The sequence below is a fragment of the Streptomyces sp. BRA346 genome, from assembly GCF_052851135.1.
Genome location: NZ_JAIWIH010000041.1, coordinates 37,068 through 58,901 on the forward strand (window position 1 = coordinate 37,068; position 21,834 = coordinate 58,901).

Genomic DNA, 21,834 nt, shown 5'->3' on the forward strand with positions numbered 1-21,834 from the left:
CAACCGCACAGTTGATCGACAACTGGGCAACAGTCCAACCTCCGCCCTGGAGTTGGCGCCGCGCGGGGTGTGAGGGTGACGCGCATGGCATCTCGATCCACCTCCCACGCCCTCGCCGTCGGCGCTCTCTGCCTGGCCCTCGCGCCGCTCACCGGATGCGGCCCGGACGGCGGCGGCGAACCGTCCTCCTCCAAGGAGCACACGGGGCAGCCCAGCGCTCCTGCCGAGAGCCGGGCGCCGGGCCGGGGAAAAGGGTCGAAGGACCCGGACGACCTCAACGGGGACGGTCACCGTGACCTCGTGGTGCCCGCCGCGGCCCCGGGCGATCCGGCGCAGGTCGGCCGTGACGAGCGGGTCGCGGTGATCTACGGCTCGGCGAAGGGACTCGACCCCGCGACGCACACCGTCCACGGGCGCCGCGACCTGGGTCTGCCCGCCCCGCCGACGAACCCCCCGCCGGGCCCCGGAGAGGCCGAGTCCGTCGCCGAGAAGGACGTGACCACCGCCGATCTGGACGGCGACGGGTTTTCGGACGTCGTCGCGACCATGGCGGTGGGGAAGGAAGTGGAGGACCGGAACATCATCTCTTCGCGGTCCGTCCCGTACGTCGCCTGGGGCGGACCCGAGGGGCCGCGCAAGGGTGCCGGGGCGACCCCGGTGCGGCTGCCGGAGAGCGCGTCGAAGCTGGGCGTGACCTCGGTGGTGCGCGGCGACTTCGACGGCGACGGCCACCACGACCTCGCGGGGCTCGCCCAGAACCAGTCCTCCGCGGTGGTGCTGTACGGCCCGTTCACCCGCTCCGGCGAGCCCAAGCACACCGACACCTCCCTGCCGTGGACGGACGGGGACCTGGTCGCGGACGACATCGACCCGTCCGGCAAGGCCCGCCCGACCTCCCTGCTGGTCCATGCCATCAGCGACGGCGAGCAGTCCGGCAACACCCTCCACCCTGCCCGCCGCGGCACCGGCCTGTCCGCCGAGGGCAAGGAACTGCGCGCCGGGAACGCCCACGCCTTCGGCGACTTCGACGGCGACGGGCAGAGCGACGTGGCCATCGGGGACGACGGCTCCCGCAACGACGAACCCGGCAACGAGACCGAGCCGTCGGACGTCGGGGGATCGCTGGCCGTGTACCCCGGCAGCGGCGGCGCCCCCGTCACGCACCGGCTGCCGGAGGCGCCCAAGGGGGCGAGCGACTACGGGCCCGGCGGGTTCGCGGCCGCCGACCCGGACGGCGACGGCCGCGACGGCGTCCTGGTCGCCACGTACGAGGGGGCCACCCTCATCGACGGCGACAAGCGCACCCAGGTCACGCGGCAGGGGCCCGCGAAGGCGAACGGCAAGAAGACGCCCGCGAAGTGGCGGCACGCCCGGCCCGTGGGCGCCGCCGACTTCGACGGCGACGACAAGGACGAACTGATCCTGAACTGGGGATCCGGCACCCTGTTCGGCACCTACGGCGAGCAGCCCACCCACTGGTGGATCACCGACGGCACCGGCTCCCGGGACAAGGCCTCCTTCACGACCACGACATTCGTGAGGCGCTAGGAGGCCGTCGTGTCGGGGGCCCGGTCCGCCCGGCCGGGCTCGGCGGCGGTGTCCGGGGTCGCCCCGCCGGCCCGGCGCAGCACCCCGGCCCCGGCCACCAGCCCCAGCGCCAGCGCCGTGACCAGGCCGAACGAGGCGGTCAGCGAGGTCACGTCGGCGATGGAGCCGATGGCCGCCGGGGCGATCAGACCCGAGGTGTACGTGATGGTCGCGACGCCCGCGATCGCCTGGCTCGGGGCCGGGCCGCTGCGCCCGGCGGCGGCGAAGGCGAGGGGGACGACGACGGCGATGCCCAGGCCGATGAGGCCGAATCCGGCGATCGCCCGCACCGGACCCGTGGCGGTGACCACGAGCACGCCGCCGAGCGTGGCCAGTACGCCGCCCGCCCGTACGGTCCGTACCGGACCGATCCGGCCCACGACCGCGTCACCGGCGAACCGGGCGGCGGCCATCATGCAGGAGAAGGCCGTGGTGCAGGCGGCGGCGACGCCGGGGGAGGAGTCCAGCACCTCGCGCAGATAGACCGCCGACCAGTCCAGGCTGGCGCCCTCGGCGAAGACCGCGCAGAACCCCACCGCGCCGATGACCAGCGCGGACCGGGGCGGCAGGGCGAAGCGCGGCGGCGGGTGCTCCTCGGGGGCGCTGCGCAGGTCGAGGACCCACCGGCAGGCGGCGGTGCCCAGCAGCGTGAGCACGGCGGCGGCGATCCCGAGGTGCACCCGGGCGTCGGTGTCCGCGTGGGCGGCGACCGTGCCCGCCGCCGAGCCGAGCAGCGCTCCCGCGCTCCACATGCCGTGCAGCCCGGACATGATCGACCGGCCGAGCCGTTCCTCGATCTCCACGCCGAGCGCGTTCATGGCGACGTCGGCCATCCCGGCGGTCGCCCCGTACACGAAGAGCGCCCCGCACAGCCACACCGGGCCGGGTGCGAGCGGGGGAAGGACCAGGGCCAGACACCACAGGGCGATCAGCCCGCGCAGCGCGGCCCGGGCGCCGAAGCGGTGGCTGACCGCCCCGGCGAGCGGCATCGCGCAGGAGGCGCCGATGGCGGGGAAGGCGAGGGCGACCCCGAGCTGTCCGGCGCTGATGCCCAACTGCTCCTGCACCCAGGGGATACGGGTGGCGAAGTTGCCAGTGACCGCGCCGTGGACGGCGAACACCGTGGCGACGGCCATGCGGGCGCGCCGTACGTCACTCATGGGCGGCTTCGTACTGCTGCTCGTCGCTGCTCATGTGCGTACTCTGCGCATGCTCCGCGGGTCGGCTCAAGGCTATTTCGGCGCGATCTCTTGTCGTGGTCATGATCTATCCCTAATCTGACGTCCAATCTCGATTCTGAATCCCGTTCAGATATCTGATTGGAGTGCCCGATGGTTGCGACTCCAGCGGAGCGCGGGAGACCCACCCGCGCGATCGTCGCCCTCGCCGCCCTGCTCCTCCTCCTGGCCTCCCTGGCGACGCCGTCCGCCCACGGCGCCGAGCGCGGCCGATGGCCCGGCCGGGTGCCGGACACGGTGGTCCTCGACGGCCCCCGACTGGCCCTGACCAAGGTGAAACTCCAGCTCGGAGACCGAGCGCTGAAGCGGACCCTGCGCGATCTGACCACCCAGGCCGACCAGTGGATGACCCAGGGGCCGTGGACCGTCACCGACAAGGACCAGGTGCCGCCCAGCGGTGACAAGCACGACTACTTCAGCCAGGCCCCCTACTGGTGGCCGAGCAGGCCCAAGACCGACGACAATCCGTATGGCTGCCCGTACGTTCAGAAGGATGGCCAACGCAACCCCGATGTGGACAAGATGACGGACCGTCCCGAGGTCGGGAAGGTCTTCGAGTCCGCCTACGAGCTCTCCCTCGCCTGGTACTACACCGGCAAGCGCGGCTACGCCGAACACGCCGCCGACATCCTGCGCACCTGGTTCGTCACCCCGGCGACCCGGATGAACCCCAGCCTGAACCATGCCCAGTTCATCCCGTGCAAGTATGACGGCCGCTCCATCGGCATCATCGACTTCTCCCAGGGCTTCACCAGCCTCCTGGATGCCGCCGCCATCCTCGACACCGGCGCCCCGGGCTGGACCGAGGGCGACCACGCGGGCTTCCGCAGCTGGAACAAGCAGTTCCTCGACTGGCTGGTGAACAGCGACTTCGGCAAGGAGGAGAGCGCCGCCGACAACAACCACGGCACCTTCGCCGACATGCAGGTCGCCGCCATCGCCACCGCCGTGGGCGACCGTGACCTCGCCCGCACGGTGCTGCGCGAGGCGCGGACCAAGCGCATCGACACCCAGATCGCGGCCGACGGCAGCCAGCCCCAGGAACTCGCCCGCACCCGCAGCTTCCACTACTCCACGTTCAACCTCGTCGCGTACACCCGGATGGCGGCCATCGGGCGGCACGTCGGCGTCGACCTGTGGCACTACACCGGCCCCACCGGCTCGAACCTCTTCAAGGCCGTCGGCTTCCTGCTGCCCGCCGCCACCGGCGCGAAGCCCTGGCCGTACCCCGACCTGGAGTTCAAGGCGTACGCCGCGAGCGACATCGTGCACGCGGCGGCCGACGCGGGCGACCGCCGGGCCCGCGCGGCCCTGCCCAGGCTCCAGGCCCCGCCGGGCGGCGACCTGTGGGCGCTGCGCCCCGCGGTCGAACAGCTCGACAGCATCGCGCAGGGATGAGGCCCGGCGCCGCGCGGAGATGAGCCCCCGGGGCCGGGTGGGTGAGGCAGCCCACACCGGCCCCGTCTCCCACCTGCGCTGATTGCCGTGGCACACTGAACCCGTACCAGTGACGTCAGCGCACTCCGGGGTCGGTGAAAATCCGAACCGGCGGTTACAGTCCGCGACCCGTCCGCCGCCAGCGGCCGGTTGACCAGGTGAAATTCCTGGACCGACGGTGAAAGTCCGGATGGGAGGCAGTGCGCGGCGGTAGCGACATCACCGGTGCGCCGTCTTCGTGGCGGCCGCGTTTTCCGCGCGGGCCGCACGCTCCCGGCGCCCCGGCGGCGGCGTTCCCGTTCCATGTCGTTCCGACAGCCCCGGAGTCCGTGCCCGAAGAGGCAGGAGGACCCGGTGGCCCCCGCAGCCGAAGCAGCGGCAACCGCAGCGGCCGAAGACCGCGCCATGCGCCGCGCCGTCGCGCTCGCCGCCCGCGGTCTCGGCCACACCAGCCCCAACCCCGTCGTCGGCTGCGTCATCCTCGACGCCGCGGGACAGCCGGCCGGCGAGGGCTGGCACCAGCGGGCCGGCGGTCCGCACGCCGAGGTGCACGCCCTGCGCGCGGCGGGGGAGCGGGCCCGCGGCGGCACCGCGCTGGTCACCCTCGAACCCTGCAACCACACCGGCCGCACCGGCCCCTGCGCCCACGCGCTCCTCGACGCCGGGATCGCCCGCGTCCGCTACGCGGTCGCCGACCCCACCGCCCAGGCGCGCGGCGGCGCCGCGACCCTCGCCGCGGCAGGGATCGACGTCGCGGCCGGGCCGCTGGCCGACGAGGCGGAGGCGGTCAACGAGGCCTGGCTGACCGCGATGCGCCGCGGCCGCCCCTTCGTGCTGTGGAAGTACGCCGCCACCCTCGACGGCCGCAGCGCGGCCGCCGACGGCACCAGCCGCTGGATCACCTCCGCCGCCGCCCGCGCCGATGTGCACCGGCTGCGCGCCGAGGCGGACGCCGTGGTCGTCGGCTCCGGCACCCTGCGCGCCGACGATCCCCACCTCGCCGTACGCGACCGGGAGGGCGTCACCCAGCCGCTGCGGGTCGCCGTCGACACCAACGCGACCGCGCTCAAGCCCGACGCCCGCATCCTGGACGACGCCGCGCCCACCCTCGTCGCCGTGACCGAGGACGCCGACACCGGGCACCTCCCGGCCGGGACGGACACCGTGCGGCTGCCCCGCGCCGACGGCGGGCGCGGGCTCGACGTCGCCGCGCTCCTCGCCGCCCTCCACGACCGCGGCGTCCGCTCCGTCCTGCTGGAGGGCGGGCCCACCCTCGCCGGGGCGTTCCTCGCCGCGGGCGCCGTCGACAAGGTCGTCGGCTATCTCGCCCCCGTCCTGCTCGGTGCGGGCCCCGCCGCCCTCACCGACGCCGGAATCACCACGATCGCGCAGGCGTTGCGCCTGGATGCGGCCGACGTCACCCGGCTCGGCCCCGATCTGCGCATCACCGCCGTCCCTGTCGCACCCACCACCACCCTCGCCGAGGAGAACTGACGTGTTCACCGGAATTGTCGAAGAACTGGGTGAGATCGTCGCCGTCGAGAACCTGGGCGACGCGTCCCGCTTCCAGGTGCGCGGACCCGTCGTCACCGAAGGTGCGCGGCACGGCGACTCCATCGCCGTCAACGGCGTCTGTCTCACCGTCGTCGACACCGGGGACGGCGGGTTCAGCGCCGATGTGATGGCCGAGACCCTGGACCGCTCCAGCCTCGGCGCGCTCGCCGTCGGCTCGCGCGTCAACCTGGAGCGCCCCATGGCGCTGGGCGGGCGGCTCGGCGGCCATCTGGTCCAGGGCCATGTGGACGGCACCGGCACACTCATCGAGCGCAAGCTGTCCGAGCACTGGGAGATCGTCAAGATCTCGCTGCCGACCGAACTCGGCCGCTATGTGGTCGAGAAGGGCTCCATCACGGTCGACGGCATCAGCCTGACCGTCGTGGACGCGGGCCCCGACTACTTCACCGTCAGCCTCATCCCGACGACGCTCGCCCTCACCACCCTCGGCGTCAAACAGCCGGGCGACCCGGTCAACCTCGAAGTGGACGTCCTCGCCAAGTACGTGGAGCGCCTGCTCGCCCACGGGGGCGCGGACCAGGACAAGAAGGCGATCGAATGAGCGCCCTCGACTGGCTGGGCGCCGAAGCCGGGCAGATATTCGGCCAGCACATCCTGTGGTCGGACGCGCTCGGCAACACCATCGGCCTGGCCGCCCTCGCCCTCGGCCGCCGCCGCTCCCTGTGGACCTGGCCCGTCCAGCTCGCCTCCGGCGTCATCCTGGTCGCCGCCTACGCCACCGCCCACCTCAGCGGCGGCGTCGGCAAGCAGCTCCTGGTCATCGGCGTCGCCGCCTGGGGCTGGCGGCAGTGGCGGCACGGCCGCCGCGACGAGGGCGGCGCGGTCGCCGTCCGCTTCGCCACCGGCCGCGAGCGCGCGGCGCTCCTCACCGGACTCGCGGTCGGCACGCTCGCCGTCGGCGCGCTGTTCACCGCGGTCCCCCAACTGTCCTGGAACCCCTGGCCCGACGCCTACATCTTCGTCGGCACCCTCGCCGCGATGGTCGCCCAGGCCCGCGGTCTGATCGAGTTCTGGTTCGCGTGGATGCTGGTCGACGTGGTCGGCGTCCCGCTCGCCTTCAGCAGCGGACTGGCCTTCTCCGGCCTCGTCTACGTCATCTACTTCGCGCTCGTCCTGCGGGGGGCGCGCGACTGGTGGCTGCGCTCCCGTACCGGGAACACCCGGACGTCACCGGGCACCCGGACGTCCTCGAGCGCGACCACCCCCGCAATGGAAGGAGTGTCAGTGTCATGAGCGAGGCCTACGTGACGACGCAGCCGCGACCGGTGGCCGAGGACGAGGCCGCCGACGCGTGGCCGCCCGACGAACTGGCGCTGGACTCCGTCGAGCGGGCGATCGCCGACATCGCGGCGGGCCGCCCCGTCGTGGTCGTGGACGACGAGGACCGGGAGAACGAGGGCGACCTCGTCGCCGCCGCCGAGACGATCACCCCGGAGATCGTCGCATTCATGATGAACGAGTGCCGCGGGCTCATCTGCGCCCCCATGGAGGCCGACGACCTCGACCGGCTGCGGCTGCCGCAGATGGTCCAGGACAACACCGAGTCCATGGGGACCGCCTTCACCGTCTCCGTCGACGCCACCGCCGAACACGGCGTCAGCACCGGCATCTCCGCCGCCGACCGCGCCACCACACTGCGCCTGCTGGCCGACCCGGACACCACCCCCGGCGACCTCGTGCGCCCCGGCCACATCTTCCCGCTGCGCGCCCGCCCCGGCGGCGTGCTCGCCCGCGACGGCCACACCGAGGCCGGGGTCGACCTCGCCCGGCTGGCCGGACTGCGCCCGGCGGCGGTGATCTGCGAGATCGCGGGGGAGGACGGCGTGATGCTGCGCCTGCCCGACCTGGTCTCCTTCGCCCACAAGCACGACCTCGCGATCATCTCGATCGCCGACATGATCGCGTACCGCAGGGCCGCCGAGCCCGCCGTGCGGCGCGAGGCCACCACCCGGCTGCCCACCGCCTTCGGCGACTTCCAGGCGTACGGCTACCGCGCGATCGCCGACGGCGTCGAGCACATCGCGCTCGTCCAGGGCGACATCGGCGACGGCGAGGACGTGCTGGTCCGGGTCCACTCCGAGTGCCTGACCGGCGACATCTTCCACTCGCTGCGCTGCGACTGCGGCCCCCAGCTGCACGCCTCCCTGGAGCGGGTGACCGCCGAGGGCCGCGGCGTGGTGCTGTACCTGCGCGGCCACGAGGGACGCGGCATCGGGCTGCTGTCCAAGCTGCGCGCCTACCAGCTCCAGGAGCTGGGCCGGGACACCCTGGACGCCAACCTGGAGCTGGGCCTGCCCGCCGACGCGCGCGACTACGCGGCGGGCGCCGAGATCCTGGCCGACCTGGGCGTGCGCTCCCTGCGGCTGATGACCAACAACCCCGAGAAGACCACCGCCCTGGTCCGCCACGGGCTGCGGGTCACCGGCCGGGAGCCGATGCCCGTGCAGGCCGGGGAGCACAATCTGCGCTATCTGCGGACCAAGCGGGACCGGATGGGGCACGACCTGCCCTGGCTGGAGGGCGACCGCCGGGCGGCCGCCCCGGAGCCCGTGTCCGCCTGCGGCAACCAGTAGAACCACCCGTACGAACGAAAGATCTGAGGAGTGACGTGAGCGGTAAGGGCGCCCCCGAACTGTCCGTGGAGAACTGCGGGGACCTGCGTGTGGCCGTGATCGCCGCACAGTGGCACGAGAAGGTCATGGACGGCCTGGTCGACGGCGCCACCCGGGCCCTCGGCGAGCTGGGCATCGCCGAGCCGACGGTGCTGCGGGTGCCCGGCAGCTTCGAGCTGCCGGTCGTCGCCAAGGCCCTCGCGGACCGCGGCTACGACGCGGTCGTGGCGCTCGGCGTCGTGATCCGGGGCGGCACGCCCCACTTCGACTATGTGTGCCAGGGCGTCACCCAGGGCCTCACCCAGGTCAGCGTGGACACCGGTGTCCCCGTCGGCTTCGGCGTGCTGACCTGCGACACCGAGGAGCAGGCCCTGGACCGCGCCGGAATCGCCGGTTCCAGCGAGGACAAGGGGCACGAGGCGGTCACCGCCGCCGTCGCCACCGCCGTCACCCTGCGGTCCGTCGCGTAGACCTGCGCGAAGTCGAGCCGTCCGGCCCAAGTAGGATGGCGCACACCATGTCCAAGAAGACGTTCGAGGAGCTCTTCGCCGAGCTCCAGCAGAAGGCCGCCACGGCCGACCCCGCCACGTCCCGTACCGCCGAGCTGCTCCAGTCCGGCGTGCACGCGATCGGCAAGAAGGTCGTCGAGGAGGCCGCCGAGGTGTGGATGGCCGCCGAGTACGAGAGCGACGCGGCGGCCGCCGAGGAGATCTCGCAGCTCCTCTACCACCTCCAGGTGATGATGGTCGCCAAGGGACTCACCCTCGACGACGTCTACGCCCACCTCTGAACCACCCCCGCTCACCACCCATCCCTCGTACGAAGGAATCGCCCCTCATGCTGCGCATCGCCGTCCCCAACAAGGGTTCACTGTCCGAGCCTGCGTCGGCGATGCTCCATGAGGCGGGCTACAAGCAGCGCAAGGACCGCAGGGAACTCGTCCTGGTCGACGCCGACAACGACGTCGAGTTCTTCTTCCTGCGCCCCCGCGACATCGCCGTGTACGTCGGCTCCGGCCGCCTCGACATCGGCATCACCGGCCGCGATCTGCTGCTCGACTCCGGCTCCCAGGCCGAGGAGATCCTCCAGCTCGGCTTCGCCGGATCCACCTTCCGCTACGCCACCCGGCCCGGCACGGCCACCGACGTGAGCGAATTCGGCGGGATGACCGTCGCCACCTCCTTCTCCGGCCTGGTCACCAAGCACCTCGCCGACCACGGGGTGGACGCCGCCGTCGTCCACCTCGACGGCGCCGTGGAGACCGCCATCCAGCTCGGCGTCGCCGAGATCATCGCGGATGTCGTGGAGACCGGCACCACCCTGCGCAACGCCGGTCTGGACATCATCGGTGAGCCGATCCTGGAGTCGGAGGCGGTCGTGATCCGCCGCACCGGCGCGCCCACCGACGACCCCAAGGTGCGCCAGTTCCTCCGCCGGATGCAGGGCGTCCTGGTGGCCCGGCGCTACGTGATGATGGACTACGACATCCGGGTCGAGCAGGTCGAGCGGGCCGTGGCGCTCACCCCCGGCCTCGAATCGCCCACCGTCTCCCCGCTGCACCACGAGGGCTGGGTCGCGGTCCGCTCGATGGTCCCCTCCAAGGACGCCCAGCGGATCATGGACGAGCTGTACGAGCTGGGGGCGCGGGCGATCCTCACCACCGGCATCCACGCCTGCCGCCTCTGAGCCCCCTCCCGACCCTCCCTCTCACGAGAGACCCCACACACGTGTCCGCCGCCGCCCAGCCGCCTGCCCTTCCGGTCACTTTCCGGCCGACCGTCACCCGGATCGTCCTGCTGACCGTCGGCGCGGTACTCGTCGTCGTCCTCACCGCGATCGGCCTGCTCCTGGAGAACCTCTCCCCGGGCGAGCAGGCCAGCTTCATCCTGACCGGGCTGCTGTTCTTCGCGGGGCTCGCGCTGTTCAGCCGCCCCAAGGTGGTGGCCGACGAGGCCGGGGTGACCGTGGTCAACCTCATCACCACCCGCCGTCTGGAGTGGGCCGAGGTGCTGCGGGTCAATCTGCGGCCCGGCGACGCCTGGGTCCATCTGGACCTCGCCGACGGCACCAGCCTGCCCGCGATGGGCATCCAGGTGGGCGTCGCGAAGGCACGGGCCATCGACGACGCCCGCGCCCTCCGAGTCCTCGCCGAACACCGCGGCACGGGCGGTGGCACGGCCTGACCCCGTGAGGGGCCTGCCCGTAACCGCCCATCCTTGTTTACTCTGTTGCCGGGGCCGAACGATGCCCCGCCCCGCCTCCACCTGCCCGCGCCCCCCGCGCGCAGCCGGCGGGCCCACCCTGCGACCCAAGGAGTGACTCCCTCCAGAGATGGACGGATCGTCCTGTAGTACCTGCGCCGCCGCCGACCCCGAGGCGGCGGCATGAGCGTCACCCTGTCTCTCCTGCTGCTCTCCGCGGCACTCGTCCTCATCCTCGCCAACGGCTTCTTCGTGGCCGCCGAATTCGGCCTGGTCACGGTCGAGCGGCCGGACGCGGAGCGGGCCGCCGAAGAAGGCGACCGGCGGGCCCGTACCGTCGTCGAGGCGCTGCGCGAGCTGTCCTTCCAGCTCTCCGGCACCCAGCTCGGCATCACCATCACCTCGCTGGTGGTCGGCATGCTCGCCGAGCCCGCGCTCGGCCATCTGCTGACCGCGCCGCTGTCCGCGGTGGGGCTGCCGCACGGCGCCGTCTCCGGCGTCGCCGTCGTCATCGGCATGCTCGTGGCCTCCGCCGTCCAGATGGTGATCGGCGAACTCGTGCCCAAGAACTGGGCGGTCTCCCGGCCGCTCCAGGTCGCGCGCTTCGTCGCGGGCCCGCAGTCCGCGTTCGCCCACTTCTTCCGGCCGGTCATCGCCCTGCTCAACACGGTCGCCAACCGGCTGGTGCGGATGCTGGGCGTCGAGCCCACCGAGGAGCTGGCGTCCGCCCGTACCCCCGGTGAGCTGGTCTCGCTGGCCCGCCACTCGGCGCGGGCCGGGGCGATCGAGCAGGACACCGCGGACCTGTTCGTCCGCACCCTCTCGCTCGGCGACCTCACCGCTCAGCACGTGATGACCCCGCGGGTACGGGTCAGCGCGCTCCAGTCCACGGCGACCGCCGTGGACGTGCTCAACCTCACCCGGGCCACCGGACTCTCCCGGTTCCCGGTCTACCGCGACCGCCTGGACGAGGTCATCGGCATGGTCCACCTCAAGGACGCCCTCGCGGTGCCCGCGGACGACCGGCTGCGCACCCCCGTCGGGTCCATCGCCCAGCCCCCGGTGCTCGTCCCCGAGACGCTGCCCGTCCAGCCGCTGCTGGAGCGGCTGCGCAGCGAGCAGCCGATAGCCGTGGTCGTCGACGAATACGGCGGCACGGCCGGTGTCGTCACCCTGGAGGACATCGTCGAGGAACTGGTCGGCGAGGTCCGCGACGAACACGACGACGAGGCCGCCGACACGCCCGACCTGGCCCAGACCGCCGCAGAGGACGGCCGGCCCGCATGGGACGCCGACGGGGCCTGCCGCGTCGACACCCTCCGCCGGATCGGCCTCGAAGTGCCCGACGGGCCGTACGAGACGGTGGCCGGGCTGGTCGCCGATCTGCTCGGCCGGATCCCCGCCCCCGGGGACACCGCCGAGCTGCCCGGCTGGAAGCTGGCCGTCCGGCAGGTCGGCCACCACCGGGCGGAGCGGGTACGGATCGTCCGGACCGGAGCGGGTACGAGTGCGGGGACCGGTTCCGCGACCGGTTCCGCGACCGGCGCCGTTGCCGTAGCAGCTGCTGTAGCCGAGAAGGAAACTGAGCGATGAGCCTCGTCCAACTCTTCTTCGCCGCTCTTCTGGTCCTCGCCAACGGATTCTTCGTCGGCGCCGAGTTCGCCCTGGTCTCCGTGCGCCGCAGCCAGATCGAGCCGCGCGCGGCCGAGGGCTCGGCACGGGCCCGTACGGTGCTCACCGGGCTGGAGAGCCTGCCGCAGATGATGGCCGCCGCGCAGTTCGGCATCACCGTCTGCTCGCTGACCCTCGGCGCGGTCGCCGAGCCGACCGTCGCCAAGCTGCTGGAGCCGCTCTTCCACCTCGTGCACCTGCCCGCGGGGCTCGTCCATCCGCTCGGCTACGCCATCGCGCTCGCCGTCGTCGTCTGCCTGCACCTGGTGATCGGCGAGATGGTGCCGAAGAACCTGGCCATGGCGGCGCCCGAGAAGACCGCGCTGTGGCTCGCCCCCGGCCTCGTCGGCTTCGCCCGGCTGTGCCGTCCGGTCACCGCGATGCTGGGCGCGTGCTCCCGGCTGGTGCTGCGGCTCTTCCGGGTCGAGCCCAAGGACGAGGTCGAGGCCGTTTTCACCAGCGAGCAGCTGACCCACCTCGTCGAGGACTCCCGGCAGGCCGGGCTCCTCGACGACGGGGAGCACGAGCGGCTCGCCGATGCCCTGGAGCTGGGCAGCCGCCCGGTCACCGACGTCCTCCTCGACCCGGCGGGCCTGGTCACCGTCGACCCCTCGGTCACGCCCCGGCAGATCGAGGAGCTGACGGTCCGTACCGGCTACTCGCGCTTCCCGGTGCGCGGCGCCGGAGGCGCCTTCATGGGCTACGTGCACGTGAAGGACGTCCTGGACCTGGAGGCCCCCGAACGGGCGGTCCCCCAGCGGGTCTGGCATCCGATCGAGACCCTGCGCGCCGAACTGCCGCTGGACGACGCGCTCAGCGCGATGCGGCGGGCGGCCTCGCACCTGGCGGCCGTGGCCGACGCGTCCGGCAAGGTGCTCGGGCTGGTCGCGCTGGAGGACGTGCTGGAGATGCTGGTCGGCGAGGTCCGCGATCCGGCCCACCGGGACAGCGGCCGCGGCCGCCTCGCGGCCGAGCCGCGCGGCGCCACCCCGGTCCAGGCCCCGGCCGCGGCGTCGGCCGCTGCCCCGGCCTCGGCCTCGGCTTCGGAGGAGCCCGCGATGGTCTCCCGCTAGGACACGCCCTACGGCAGCGGGGGGTCCTCCGGGTCGCGGTACATGGGACCGCGACCCGACAGGACCTCCCCGTACGCCTGCATCAGATCCGGCAGCCGCAGCGTCGCCAGGTCGTCCCGGGTCGGCGTGCCCGTCCACCCCGACAGCCGCAGATCCCGGTACGCGCAGCTCTTCTCGTACAGGGTGCGCAGGAAGCGCCCGTTCCCCAGCTCGTCTATCCAGCCCTGCTCGACCACGTGACCGCTGATGCTGCGCAGCTCCTCCAGCGACTCCTCGTCCCACACGTCGCCGTTCTCCGCGGCCAGCACCTCGCCGATGCGGGTGAGTTCGAGCGGACGGTAGCTGGGGAAGTCGACGCGCGTGGTGAAGCGGGAGCCGAGGCCGGGGTTGGCGGCCAGGAGGCGGTCCATGCCCTCGGGGTAGCCCGCGAGTATGACCACCAGCCGGTCGCGGTTGTCCTCGGCGCGCTTGAGAAGCACCTGGAGCGCCTCGTCCCCGTACGCGTCGCCCTTGCTGTACCCCGAGTTGGACAGGCTGTACGCCTCGTCGACGAAGAGGACGCCGCCGAGCGCCGAGTCGATCAGCTCATTGGCCTTGACCGCGGTCTGCCCGAGGTATTCGCCGACCAGATCGGCGCGCCCGGCCTCGACCAGATGGTCGCCGCCGAGCAGCCCGAGCGCGTAGAAGACCCGGCCGAGGATGCGGGCGACGGTCGTCTTGCCGGTGCCGGAGGGGCCGGAGAAGACGAAGTGCCGCTTCGGCGGCTGGACCGGCAGGCCCTGCCCGGCGCGCAGCCGGGCCATGTGGAGCTGCGCGGACAGCGCCCGCACCTGCCGCTTGACCGGCTCCAGGCCGACCATCCGCTCCAGCTCCTGGAGCGCGCTCTCCAGCAGGGCGGGGTCGGACGGCCCGGGCTGGGCGGGCAGGCCGCCCCGGTCGCGGGTGTTGTCGGCGCCGGTCACGGGCGTGGTCATCAGCGGCGGGCCGTCGGCACCGTCGCCGCCGGTGCGCAGATCGCGGCCGTCGGCCGGATCGACGGCGGCCGAGAGGGTGTCGGCCGGGTCGGTCACGATGCCGTCGGTGGCGTCCTGGCTGCTCACCCCCGACAGCGTCACGGCCGCGAGGTCGGCCGTCTCGTCCAGGCCGTCGGACTCCGCTATCGCGGCCAGCCGCGCCGAGGTGTCCATGAAGGTGGGGTCGATGCGGTGCACCGCGCGGTACAGAGGGAGGGCCGCGGCGCTGCGTCCGGTGCCCTCATGGGCGCGGGCGAGCCAGTAGCGCAGCTCCTTGCGCTGGGGCTGTTCGCTGCGGCACCGCATCAGTGCTGCGGAGAGGAGCGGTTCCGCCTGCCCGTACATCTCCAGCCGGACCCGGGCCATGCCGCCGAAGAGCCCGGCCTCGATGCCGAGGAAGGGGTCGTCCAGCAGCGGTTCGGTGTGCCGGACCAGCTGCTCCCAGTCCTTGACCAGGTACGCGCGGCAGGCGTGCAGGAAGCGGGCCTGCGGATCGGCCTCCACGGGCGGGCACCCGGCCAGCGCCCGGTCCAGCTCGGGGATGTGGCGGCCGTCCAGCCAGTGCGAGGCGTGCGCCAGCAGCAGGTCCCGGCTGGTCTCCAGCACGGGCTGGACCCACCAGCCCAGCCAGTACCAGGAGTTGAGGGTGCGTCGGTGCCGGGTGCGCTGTTCGCCGAAGCGATCGCGGTGCCGGTACATCCGTAACAGCGCGGTCGCCGTGTCGGCGCGCAGCGCGTGCAGGCCGAGCCATGCGTCGGCCATGCCCGGATCGTGCCGCACCGCGGCCCGGAACTCCTCCTCGGCCTGTGCGTAGGCGCCCATCGTGTAGGCGTCCACGGCACGCAGCCAGGCGAGATCGGCCGGGGTGTGCGAACCCTGCGTGCCGAAATCCATCACGTCCCCCACAACCCCTGCCCCCGTGGATGCCGCCGGGGCGGCTGCCCTTTTCGCATCGTACCTGCGCAGGCCGCACCGGCCGAGGGTGCCGCACTGTTGTTCGTCGCAATCGCACAAGGCTTGGCGGGCGTGCGCGGGGGCGTGTAAGGGGCGTACGCGGCCAGCGGCGTACGTGACCGAGAGTGACGGTACGGTGTCGTACGGCAGCCTCAATACAGTGCCGAACCGGGTGCGGACAGGACGAAGCCCCCGATCACGGGGGAACAACCGGGGGCTTCGCGTACTGGGGCGACTCGTACGAGTCGCACATTGAGAACGTAAGACCTGTATGGGCCCCAGGTCAAGCCGAGTTGGGGCGTGCCCGGCAGGTCGGGCGCGGGCCGCGGCCGGACCGGTTCCACCCCCTCACGCGGAGTGACGCCCAGGGGTGATTCGGGTGGTCGCGGCGGGCCCCGTGAGCATCGCGTACCCCTTTTTTCGCTGCGCTATCAGGGTTTCCGCATGGGGGCGCGAGGGGTCGACGGCGAAATGTGCGCGCTCGGCGGGCTGCCAGCCGTCCCAGAATGTGGACAGTCCGGGGCCGTCGCGCAGCCTCCCGCGCCGCCAGGCGTCCCGGTCGGACAGCTCCATCCACACCAGATGGGCCAGGTGCGGGCGTACCGCACGGCGCCCGGCGCCGACGCCTTCGAGGAGCACGACCGGGGCCGGGTCCAGTCGCCGCCGGGTGTCCGCGAAGCGCCGCTCGACCCAGTCATACGGGGCGTATCGGACGGCGTCGCCACGGCTCAGCGGGGTCAGGATGTGCTCCTGCAACCGCCCGGCCCACCCGAACGGCTCCTCGTGCGTGGCGAGATCGTCCGTATGGACGACGGGCGCGCCGCCCAGCGCCTCCGCCAGCCGCCCGGCGAAGGTCGTCTTCCCGGACCCCGCGTGTCCGTCGACCGCGACGAGCCGGACCGGCCCGCACGACGGCGGCAGGGCGCGCAGCCGCCGCGCGAACGCGCGAAGCGTCTCGGCGGGGCGGTCAGCGGTCTCCATGGGGGGCCACTCTACGACTACCGTGGAGTATTCACTCCATTGGTCCACGCCAATATTGGTGCGGCGGCGGAGCGGGGAAGCACTGGCCTGACACCACTCGCAGCGGCCATAGTTGTGCGACTGTCGCGCATGCGCATTGGCCGCCGCTGGACGACGACTGGGGGAGCCCCGTATGACCAGTTCCGGATTCACGCCCCGCCGCTCCGTGATCGCCGCCGCGCTCGGCGCCGCGGGCGCCGCCGCCGTACCGATGACCTCCACCGCCGCCGCCTCCGGCCCCGCCCCGAGACCAGCGGGCCCGGCGGCGAAGAAGGCGGGCGCGACCGCCGAGTACCACGGCTGGACCAGCTACGCGGACTGGCTGGCCGGAGCCGCCAAGGGCGTCCGCGCCGAGTCCGGCGCCCGCCCCGGCATCGTGATGTCCCGCCCGGTCGGCACCGTCGACTACACCGACCCGCACACCGGCACCAAGGCCGCCTGGGAGTACGCCACCTGGACCTCCCCGGTGCGCAAGCTCTCCGTCCCCGCGACCGAGGCCATCGTCTCCTGGAACGCCCGCACCCCGTCGGGCACCTGGATCCAGGCCGAGCTGAAGGGCACCTACTCCGACGGCACCGCGACCCCCTGGTACGTGATGGGCCGCTGGGCCTCCGGGGACGGCGCGAACTCCATCCGGCGCACCTCGGTCGACGACCAGAGCGACGACAAGAGCTCGGTGTGGACCGACACCCTCGCCGTCGACAAGCCGGCGAGCGGGCTCCGCCTGACGGCGTACCAGCTGCGGCTGACCCTCTACCGCAAGCCCGGCACCACCCGCACCCCCACCGTGTGGCGGATCGGCGCGATGGGCTCGGACGTCCCCGACCGCTTCGAGGTGCCCGCCTCGAAGCCCAGCCTGCCCAAGGGGCGCGAACTCGCCGTACCGCGCTACTCGCAGGAGATCCACAAGGGCCAGTACCCGGAGTACGACAACGGCGGCGAGGCCTGGTGCAGCCCCACCTCCTCCCAGATGATCATCGAGTTCTGGGGCCGCAAGCCCACCGCCGATGACCTGGCCTGGGTCAACCCCGACTACGCCGACCCCCAGGTCTGCCACGCGGCCCGCGCCACCTTCGACTACCAGTACGACGGCTGCGGAAACTGGCCGTTCAACGCCGCCTACGCCGCCACGTACCGCGACATGCAGGGCGTGGTCACCCGGCTCGGCTCGCTGACCGACGTGGAGAAGCTGGTCGCCGCGGGCATCCCGGTGATCACCTCGCAGTCCTTCCTCAAGACGGAGCTGGACGGCGCGGGGTACGGCACCGCGGGCCACCTCATGACCGTCATCGGCTTCACCGCCACCGGAGACGTGATCGCGAACGACCCCGCCTCACCGGACAACCCGTCCGTCCGCCGGATCTACAAGCGCAGGCAATGGGAGAACATCTGGCTGCGCACCAAGCGGTACAACGCCGACGGCAAGGTGGTCTCCGGCACCGGCGGCGTCTGCTACCTCTACTTCCCGGCCAAGCCGACCGCGGCCCAGCGCACGGTGCTGAAGGAGCACGGCATCCGCTGAGCGCCCTCCTCATTCCGTGACCGAAGCCTTCGGGCGACGTTCGTCGCACCCTGGGGCCCGGGACCGTTCCGCGCGCCGGTACATCCTGGCGACGGCCGCGCACTGGAGCGCCATCGACAGTGCCATGGCCAGGCAGACGCCCGGCAGGCCGGATCCCGACATGCCGTACGCCAGCGCGAGTTGCAGCACGACCCCGCAGGAGGTGATCCGGGCCAGGGCCGGGCTGCGGCCGCTGGCCTCGAACACCCCGCCCGGCGCGATGAAGCAGGCGAGCAGCACCAGATAGGGGCCTATCGAGCGCAGATAGAGCGTCCCGGCTGCGGCCACCTCCCCTTCGGCGCCGAAGGCTCGCATGATCCAGGGTCCGGCGGCGAGCAGGGTCAGGGCGGCCGCGAGGCCCAGGGCACCGGCCAGGAGCAGCGCCTGGCGTCCGATGTCCCGCCGCTGGTCATGCCCGGCGCCGAGCAGATGAGCGGTGTGGATGGCGGCCGCCTGGCGCACCGAGTAGAAGGCCATGGTCGCGACGTACATGGCCTTGGTCGCGATCCCGTACGCCGCGACGTCGTTCACGCCGATGTGGGCGACGACGGCGACGAGCGCGAGCGCCCCGGTCATCCGGATGACGAAGTCGGCCGACATCGGCAGCCCGGTCGCAGCCGTCCTGCGTGCGTCGGTGACGAGCCCTCTGATGGTGAGTGGGGTCTCTGCGGCGGCCCGTCGCAGGAGGCCGTTGCGGCGCAGAGCGAGGAAGCCGCAGACCAGCGCCGCCGCCCGCCCCAGCACGGTGGAGATCGCCGCCCCGCGCACCCCGAGTCCCAGGCCGAGGATGAGCACGGGATCCAGGGCGAGGATCAACCCGTTCGCCAGCAGGGAGAGTTTCATCGGGGTGCGGGTGTCGCCCGTGCCCTTGAGGATGCCGTCGACGACGTTGGCCGCGAAGAACACCGCGATCCCGGGGAGCGCGATCGAGAAGTACCCGGTGGCCAGGTGCTGCGCGGGGCCTTCGTCGCCGCCGAGCACGAGGCGGGCCAGCGGTGCGCGCAACAGGTATCCGCCGATGGCGACGACGGGTGTGACGAGGGCCCACAGGGCCCAGCCGCCGCGTACGGCGACCCGTATCGCGGCCGCGTCCTCCGCACCCCTGGCCCGTGCGACCAGCACGGTCGTGCCGGACCCGGCCACGAGGATGACGCCGAGCAGCAGGTTTTCGACGTTCGTAGCGACCGCCACCGCGGCGACGGCGTCCCCGCCGAGGCGGGCCACCCAGAGCATGTTGATGATCCCCGCCGTGACCCCGGCGAGCAGCTCGAAGTAGACCGGATACGCGAGTGACATCAGCTTGCGACGGTGTTCCGCTGCGCCCATGACACGACTCCTCGTTTCGCTGTACCTCTAAACGAGGTATAGCGAAAAGAGATAGCATGGCGGTGCGAAGCGGACAAGTGCGCGGACACGCGCGGGGAAGGGGCCGGTGCATGCTGGAGCTGTCGATTCTGGGGTTCCTCTATGAAGAGCCCCTGCACGGCTACGAACTGAAGGCGCGTATCCACGCCCTGAACGGCCATATCCGCCCGGTGAGCGACGGCGCGCTCTACCCGGCCATCACCCGGCTGGTGAAGGCGGACCTGATCGATCAGCGCACCGAGCCCGGCAGCGGTGCCGCACACCGCCGGGTGCTGTCCCTCACGGAGGCGGGCCGCGCCGAACTGCTGGCTCGTCTGGGGAACCCCAAAGACGGGGACATCACCGATGGGCAGCGCTTCTTCACGCTGCTCGCGTTCCTGCGCCACCTCCCGGATCGTGCTGCCCAGGCCGCCGTCCTCCGGCGTCGTCAGGCGTTCCTCGCCACTCCCTCGAGTTTCTTCTACCGCGACGGTGAGCCGGTACGAGCCGAGGAGGCGCCGGACCTGTTCCGGCAGGGCATGCTGCGCATCGCGCGTGCCACCGGAGCGGAAGAGAGGAAGTGGCTGGACGAGGCGATCGGCAGCTTGGAGAGCTGAGAGAGCAGCGGATGCGGTGGGTGGGTGCGAGGAGTCGGCTCAGAGGGCATTGGGGTGTGCGGTCGAGTAGCCCGGTCTCGATTCATGAGTCCATGAATTCAGGATTACGTGTACTCTCATCGGCATGCCGACTCTCGCCACCGACATCGAGGTGCTGGCACGGTTCGGCCGCGCCCTCGCCGACCCCATCCGCTGCCGGATCCTGCTCGCCCTGCGCGAGGCTCCGGCTCATCCCTCCGATCTCGCCGACGCCCTGGAGGTCTCCCGGACCCGGCTGTCGAACCACCTGACGTGCCTGCGCGACTGCGGCCTGGTCGTCGCGGTGCCGGTCGGTCGGCGTATCCGCTACGAGCTCGCCGACGCACGCCTCGGGCACGCGCTGGACGACCTGCGCACCGCCGTGGTCGCCGTCGAGACGGGCAAGACCTGCCCGGACGCGGAAACCAAGGGCTGCTGCTGAGATGGCCGCGGAGACATCCATCGGCATCGGACCCTCCCCGGCCCGCCGCGACGCGCTCGCGAAGCGCATACGGCTGATGGTCGCGGCCACCATCAGCTACAACGTCATCGAGGCGATCGTCGCGATCACCGCCGGGACGCTCGCCTCCTCCGCCGCGCTGATCGGCTTCGGTCTGGACTCCGTCATCGAGGTGTCCTCCGCCGCCGCGGTCGCCTGGCAGTTCTCCGCCCGCGAGCACGCCGTGCGCCAGGCGAGGGAGGAGACCGCGCTGCGGCTCATCGCGGTCTCCTTCTTCGCGCTCGCCGCGTACGTCGGCGTCGACGCCGCCCGGGCGCTGACCGGCGCCGGGGCGGCCGAACGCTCCGCTCCCGGCATCGTCATCGCCGCGCTGTCCCTGACCGTGATGCCCTTCCTCTCCGCCGCCCAGCGCAAGGCCGGTCGCGAGATCGGCTCCGCCAGTGCCGTCGCCGACTCGAAGCAGACGCTGTTGTGCACCTACCTCTCCGCCGTCCTCCTGGTCGGCTTGGTCCTCAACGCCAGCCTCGGCTGGTCCTGGGCCGACCCCGTCGCCGCCCTCGTCATCGCTGCCATCGCGGTCAAGGAGGGCCGTAACGCCTGGCAGGGCAAGGGCTGTTGCGCGACACCGGCCGCGACTGCGCCGTCGTGCGATTGCTGCACATGACCGGCAGCCTTTCGCGGGGAGCGCGGCTATCCTCGGACCGTGGGGAGCCGGTGGAAAGGCCATGCCACGCGCCATCCGCTCCTGGGCGCCGTCGAGTTGACGCTCGCCTGGCATGTCGTTCTGGTGCTGTTCGCCAAGGTCCTGCCGCCGCTGGCTCCGTCCTGGTTTCCCGACCTCGGCGCCGCCGTGGTCAACGCGGCCTGCTTCGTGGCCGTCTGGTGCGTGCTGTGGCGGTGGGGGTGGCTGAGGGCGTCGGGCGTCGCCACGCTGGGCCGGGTGCGGCGCTGGTGGCTGGGCGTGCCCATGCTGCTCGTCGCGTGTTCGTACGCCGTCGTGGGCCTCGACGGCAGCACGACCGTGATCGTCAGCTCGCTGGTGTCGTTGCTGTGGGTGGGCATCAACGAGGAGGCCCACAGCCGGGGCCTGGTGCAGCAGGCGCTCGGCCCGCTCGGGGCGATGCTTGCGGCGGTCGCCGTCGGCGTCCTGTTCGGCGTCGGCCACGTCCAGAACTACCTTTTCTTCGGTGCCCCGTTGGACGACACGCTGTGGCAGATGCTGTCCACCGGGCTCTTCGGCTTCGCCTGCGCCGGGCTGCGCCACGCGATCGGCTCGGTCTGGCCCCTGGTCCTCGTCCACGGGCTGGACGACTTCTTCCAGATCCGCTCGCCGGGCTCGGCACCGGACTGGTGGGAGGCGACCGTGTACGTCTTCTACGTCGCGTTCGGGGTGTGGCTGCTGCGGCGTTAGGGGGTGTCTTGTCGATCAGGCCGGATCAGCGAGCGGCGTCAG

At 72.4% G+C, this 21,834-nt stretch carries 21 protein-coding genes and 1 riboswitch; of the genes, 17 read left to right on the top strand and 4 right to left on the bottom strand.

Annotated elements, in window-relative coordinates:
- The first annotated feature begins 84 nt into the window (after positions 1-84).
- Positions 85-1,548, top strand: a complete 1,464-nt coding sequence (locus tag LCH29_RS36380; protein WP_446465955.1) for a hypothetical protein — start codon at positions 85-87, stop codon at positions 1,546-1,548.
- Here LCH29_RS36380 and LCH29_RS36385 read toward each other — a convergent pair.
- Positions 1,545-2,747 (bottom strand): MFS transporter, encoded by a 1,203-nt coding sequence (locus tag LCH29_RS36385; RefSeq protein ID WP_446465956.1) that lies wholly within the window; start codon positions 2,745-2,747, stop codon positions 1,545-1,547. The genes LCH29_RS36380 and LCH29_RS36385 overlap by 4 nt on opposite strands.
- A 171-nt stretch (positions 2,748-2,918) precedes the next feature.
- Between LCH29_RS36385 and LCH29_RS36390 the strand changes: the two genes are divergently transcribed.
- The 11 genes from LCH29_RS36390 (at position 2,919) to LCH29_RS36440 (ending at position 13,394) form a co-directional block, all read left to right on the top strand.
- The gene (locus LCH29_RS36390) at positions 2,919-4,223 is read left to right on the top strand and encodes an alginate lyase family protein (RefSeq protein ID WP_446465957.1); all 1,305 of its coding nucleotides are present in this window, start codon (positions 2,919-2,921) and stop codon (positions 4,221-4,223) included.
- Between the two features lie 116 nt (positions 4,224-4,339).
- Positions 4,340-4,470, top strand: a riboswitch (FMN riboswitch).
- Positions 4,471-4,667: 197 nt separating this feature from the next.
- Complete coding sequence (ribD, locus tag LCH29_RS36395; protein WP_446466017.1) at positions 4,668-5,756, top strand: bifunctional diaminohydroxyphosphoribosylaminopyrimidine deaminase/5-amino-6-(5-phosphoribosylamino)uracil reductase RibD; 1,089 nt, start codon at positions 4,668-4,670, stop codon at positions 5,754-5,756.
- Between the two features lies 1 nt (position 5,757).
- Positions 5,758-6,378, top strand: coding sequence for a riboflavin synthase (locus tag LCH29_RS36400; protein WP_446465958.1), 621 nt, complete (start codon positions 5,758-5,760; stop codon positions 6,376-6,378).
- Positions 6,375-7,070: a nicotinamide mononucleotide transporter family protein gene (locus LCH29_RS36405; RefSeq protein WP_446465959.1), complete on the top strand. Its 696-nt coding sequence runs from the start codon at positions 6,375-6,377 to the stop codon at positions 7,068-7,070. Before LCH29_RS36400 ends, LCH29_RS36405 begins: the two co-directional genes overlap by 4 nt.
- A complete protein-coding gene (locus LCH29_RS36410) occupies positions 7,067-8,410 on the top strand; it encodes a bifunctional 3,4-dihydroxy-2-butanone-4-phosphate synthase/GTP cyclohydrolase II (protein ID WP_446465960.1) in 1,344 nt (447 codons plus the stop codon). Before LCH29_RS36405 ends, LCH29_RS36410 begins: the two co-directional genes overlap by 4 nt.
- A 35-nt stretch (positions 8,411-8,445) precedes the next feature.
- The gene (gene ribH / locus LCH29_RS36415) at positions 8,446-8,919 is read left to right on the top strand and encodes a 6,7-dimethyl-8-ribityllumazine synthase (RefSeq protein ID WP_123106609.1); all 474 of its coding nucleotides are present in this window, start codon (positions 8,446-8,448) and stop codon (positions 8,917-8,919) included.
- A gap of 35 nt (positions 8,920-8,954) precedes the next feature.
- Positions 8,955-9,239: a phosphoribosyl-ATP diphosphatase gene (locus LCH29_RS36420; RefSeq protein WP_009713585.1), complete on the top strand. Its 285-nt coding sequence runs from the start codon at positions 8,955-8,957 to the stop codon at positions 9,237-9,239.
- A gap of 47 nt (positions 9,240-9,286) precedes the next feature.
- On the top strand, positions 9,287-10,135 hold the full coding sequence (gene hisG, locus LCH29_RS36425) for an ATP phosphoribosyltransferase (protein WP_123106610.1): 849 nt from the start codon (positions 9,287-9,289) through the stop codon (positions 10,133-10,135).
- Positions 10,136-10,176: 41 nt separating this feature from the next.
- Positions 10,177-10,632 carry a PH domain-containing protein gene (locus LCH29_RS36430; protein ID WP_446465961.1) on the top strand — a complete coding sequence of 152 codons (456 nt, stop codon included), beginning with the start codon at positions 10,177-10,179 and terminating at the stop codon, positions 10,630-10,632.
- Positions 10,633-10,833: 201 nt separating this feature from the next.
- Positions 10,834-12,243, top strand: coding sequence for a hemolysin family protein (locus tag LCH29_RS36435; RefSeq protein WP_446465962.1), 1,410 nt, complete (start codon positions 10,834-10,836; stop codon positions 12,241-12,243).
- The gene (locus LCH29_RS36440) at positions 12,240-13,394 is read left to right on the top strand and encodes a hemolysin family protein (RefSeq protein ID WP_446465963.1); all 1,155 of its coding nucleotides are present in this window, start codon (positions 12,240-12,242) and stop codon (positions 13,392-13,394) included. The genes LCH29_RS36435 and LCH29_RS36440 overlap by 4 nt, the downstream gene beginning before the upstream one ends.
- 8 nt (positions 13,395-13,402) lie before the next feature.
- Here the strand turns inward: LCH29_RS36440 and LCH29_RS36445 are convergent, their stop codons facing one another.
- Complete coding sequence (locus LCH29_RS36445; protein WP_446465964.1) at positions 13,403-15,301, bottom strand: AAA family ATPase; 1,899 nt, start codon at positions 15,299-15,301, stop codon at positions 13,403-13,405.
- 408 nt (positions 15,302-15,709) lie between these two features.
- Positions 15,710-16,342 (bottom strand): uridine kinase family protein, encoded by a 633-nt coding sequence (locus LCH29_RS36450; RefSeq protein WP_446465965.1) that lies wholly within the window; start codon positions 16,340-16,342, stop codon positions 15,710-15,712.
- Between the two features lie 172 nt (positions 16,343-16,514).
- Between LCH29_RS36450 and LCH29_RS36455 the strand changes: the two genes are divergently transcribed.
- Positions 16,515-17,903, top strand: coding sequence for a peptidase C39 family protein (locus LCH29_RS36455; RefSeq protein ID WP_446465966.1), 1,389 nt, complete (start codon positions 16,515-16,517; stop codon positions 17,901-17,903).
- Between the two features lie 9 nt (positions 17,904-17,912).
- On the opposite strand, the gene LCH29_RS36460 is transcribed toward LCH29_RS36455, so the two are convergent.
- Positions 17,913-19,268, bottom strand: a complete 1,356-nt coding sequence (locus tag LCH29_RS36460; protein ID WP_446465967.1) for an MATE family efflux transporter — start codon at positions 19,266-19,268, stop codon at positions 17,913-17,915.
- 110 nt (positions 19,269-19,378) lie between these two features.
- On the opposite strand from LCH29_RS36460, the gene LCH29_RS36465 reads away from it, so the two are divergent.
- The 4 genes from LCH29_RS36465 to LCH29_RS36480 all read left to right on the top strand — a co-directional run bounded on the left by LCH29_RS36465 (position 19,379) and on the right by LCH29_RS36480 (position 21,792).
- Positions 19,379-19,903: a PadR family transcriptional regulator gene (locus LCH29_RS36465; RefSeq protein ID WP_446465968.1), complete on the top strand. Its 525-nt coding sequence runs from the start codon at positions 19,379-19,381 to the stop codon at positions 19,901-19,903.
- Between the two features lie 124 nt (positions 19,904-20,027).
- Positions 20,028-20,363, top strand: a complete 336-nt coding sequence (locus tag LCH29_RS36470; RefSeq protein ID WP_446465969.1) for an ArsR/SmtB family transcription factor — start codon at positions 20,028-20,030, stop codon at positions 20,361-20,363.
- Position 20,364: 1 nt separating this feature from the next.
- Positions 20,365-21,045: a cation transporter gene (locus LCH29_RS36475; RefSeq protein ID WP_446465970.1), complete on the top strand. Its 681-nt coding sequence runs from the start codon at positions 20,365-20,367 to the stop codon at positions 21,043-21,045.
- A gap of 39 nt (positions 21,046-21,084) precedes the next feature.
- On the top strand, positions 21,085-21,792 hold the full coding sequence (locus LCH29_RS36480; RefSeq protein ID WP_446465971.1) for a CPBP family intramembrane glutamic endopeptidase: 708 nt from the start codon (positions 21,085-21,087) through the stop codon (positions 21,790-21,792).
- The last annotated feature ends 42 nt before the right edge of the window (positions 21,793-21,834 follow it).

What these genes read in the sequence shown, in the direction of transcription:
- LCH29_RS36380 (WP_446465955.1), top strand. Translation starts at nt 85, where the DNA reads ATGGCATCTCGATCCACCTCCCACGCCCTCGCCGTCGGCGCTCTCTGC.
- LCH29_RS36385 (WP_446465956.1), bottom strand. Translation starts at nt 2,747, where the DNA reads ATGAGTGACGTACGGCGCGCCCGCATGGCCGTCGCCACGGTGTTCGCC.
- LCH29_RS36390 (WP_446465957.1), top strand. Translation starts at nt 2,919, where the DNA reads ATGGTTGCGACTCCAGCGGAGCGCGGGAGACCCACCCGCGCGATCGTC.
- ribD (WP_446466017.1), top strand. Translation starts at nt 4,668, where the DNA reads ATGCGCCGCGCCGTCGCGCTCGCCGCCCGCGGTCTCGGCCACACCAGC.
- LCH29_RS36405 (WP_446465959.1), top strand. Translation starts at nt 6,375, where the DNA reads ATGAGCGCCCTCGACTGGCTGGGCGCCGAAGCCGGGCAGATATTCGGC.
- LCH29_RS36410 (WP_446465960.1), top strand. Translation starts at nt 7,067, where the DNA reads ATGAGCGAGGCCTACGTGACGACGCAGCCGCGACCGGTGGCCGAGGAC.
- LCH29_RS36420 (WP_009713585.1), top strand. Translation starts at nt 8,955, where the DNA reads ATGGCGCACACCATGTCCAAGAAGACGTTCGAGGAGCTCTTCGCCGAG.
- hisG (WP_123106610.1), top strand. Translation starts at nt 9,287, where the DNA reads ATGCTGCGCATCGCCGTCCCCAACAAGGGTTCACTGTCCGAGCCTGCG.
- LCH29_RS36435 (WP_446465962.1), top strand. Translation starts at nt 10,834, where the DNA reads ATGAGCGTCACCCTGTCTCTCCTGCTGCTCTCCGCGGCACTCGTCCTC.
- LCH29_RS36440 (WP_446465963.1), top strand. Translation starts at nt 12,240, where the DNA reads ATGAGCCTCGTCCAACTCTTCTTCGCCGCTCTTCTGGTCCTCGCCAAC.
- LCH29_RS36445 (WP_446465964.1), bottom strand. Translation starts at nt 15,301, where the DNA reads ATGGATTTCGGCACGCAGGGTTCGCACACCCCGGCCGATCTCGCCTGG.
- LCH29_RS36450 (WP_446465965.1), bottom strand. Translation starts at nt 16,342, where the DNA reads ATGGAGACCGCTGACCGCCCCGCCGAGACGCTTCGCGCGTTCGCGCGG.
- LCH29_RS36455 (WP_446465966.1), top strand. Translation starts at nt 16,515, where the DNA reads ATGACCAGTTCCGGATTCACGCCCCGCCGCTCCGTGATCGCCGCCGCG.
- LCH29_RS36460 (WP_446465967.1), bottom strand. Translation starts at nt 19,268, where the DNA reads ATGGGCGCAGCGGAACACCGTCGCAAGCTGATGTCACTCGCGTATCCG.
- LCH29_RS36465 (WP_446465968.1), top strand. Translation starts at nt 19,379, where the DNA reads ATGCTGGAGCTGTCGATTCTGGGGTTCCTCTATGAAGAGCCCCTGCAC.
- LCH29_RS36470 (WP_446465969.1), top strand. Translation starts at nt 20,028, where the DNA reads ATGCCGACTCTCGCCACCGACATCGAGGTGCTGGCACGGTTCGGCCGC.
- LCH29_RS36475 (WP_446465970.1), top strand. Translation starts at nt 20,365, where the DNA reads ATGGCCGCGGAGACATCCATCGGCATCGGACCCTCCCCGGCCCGCCGC.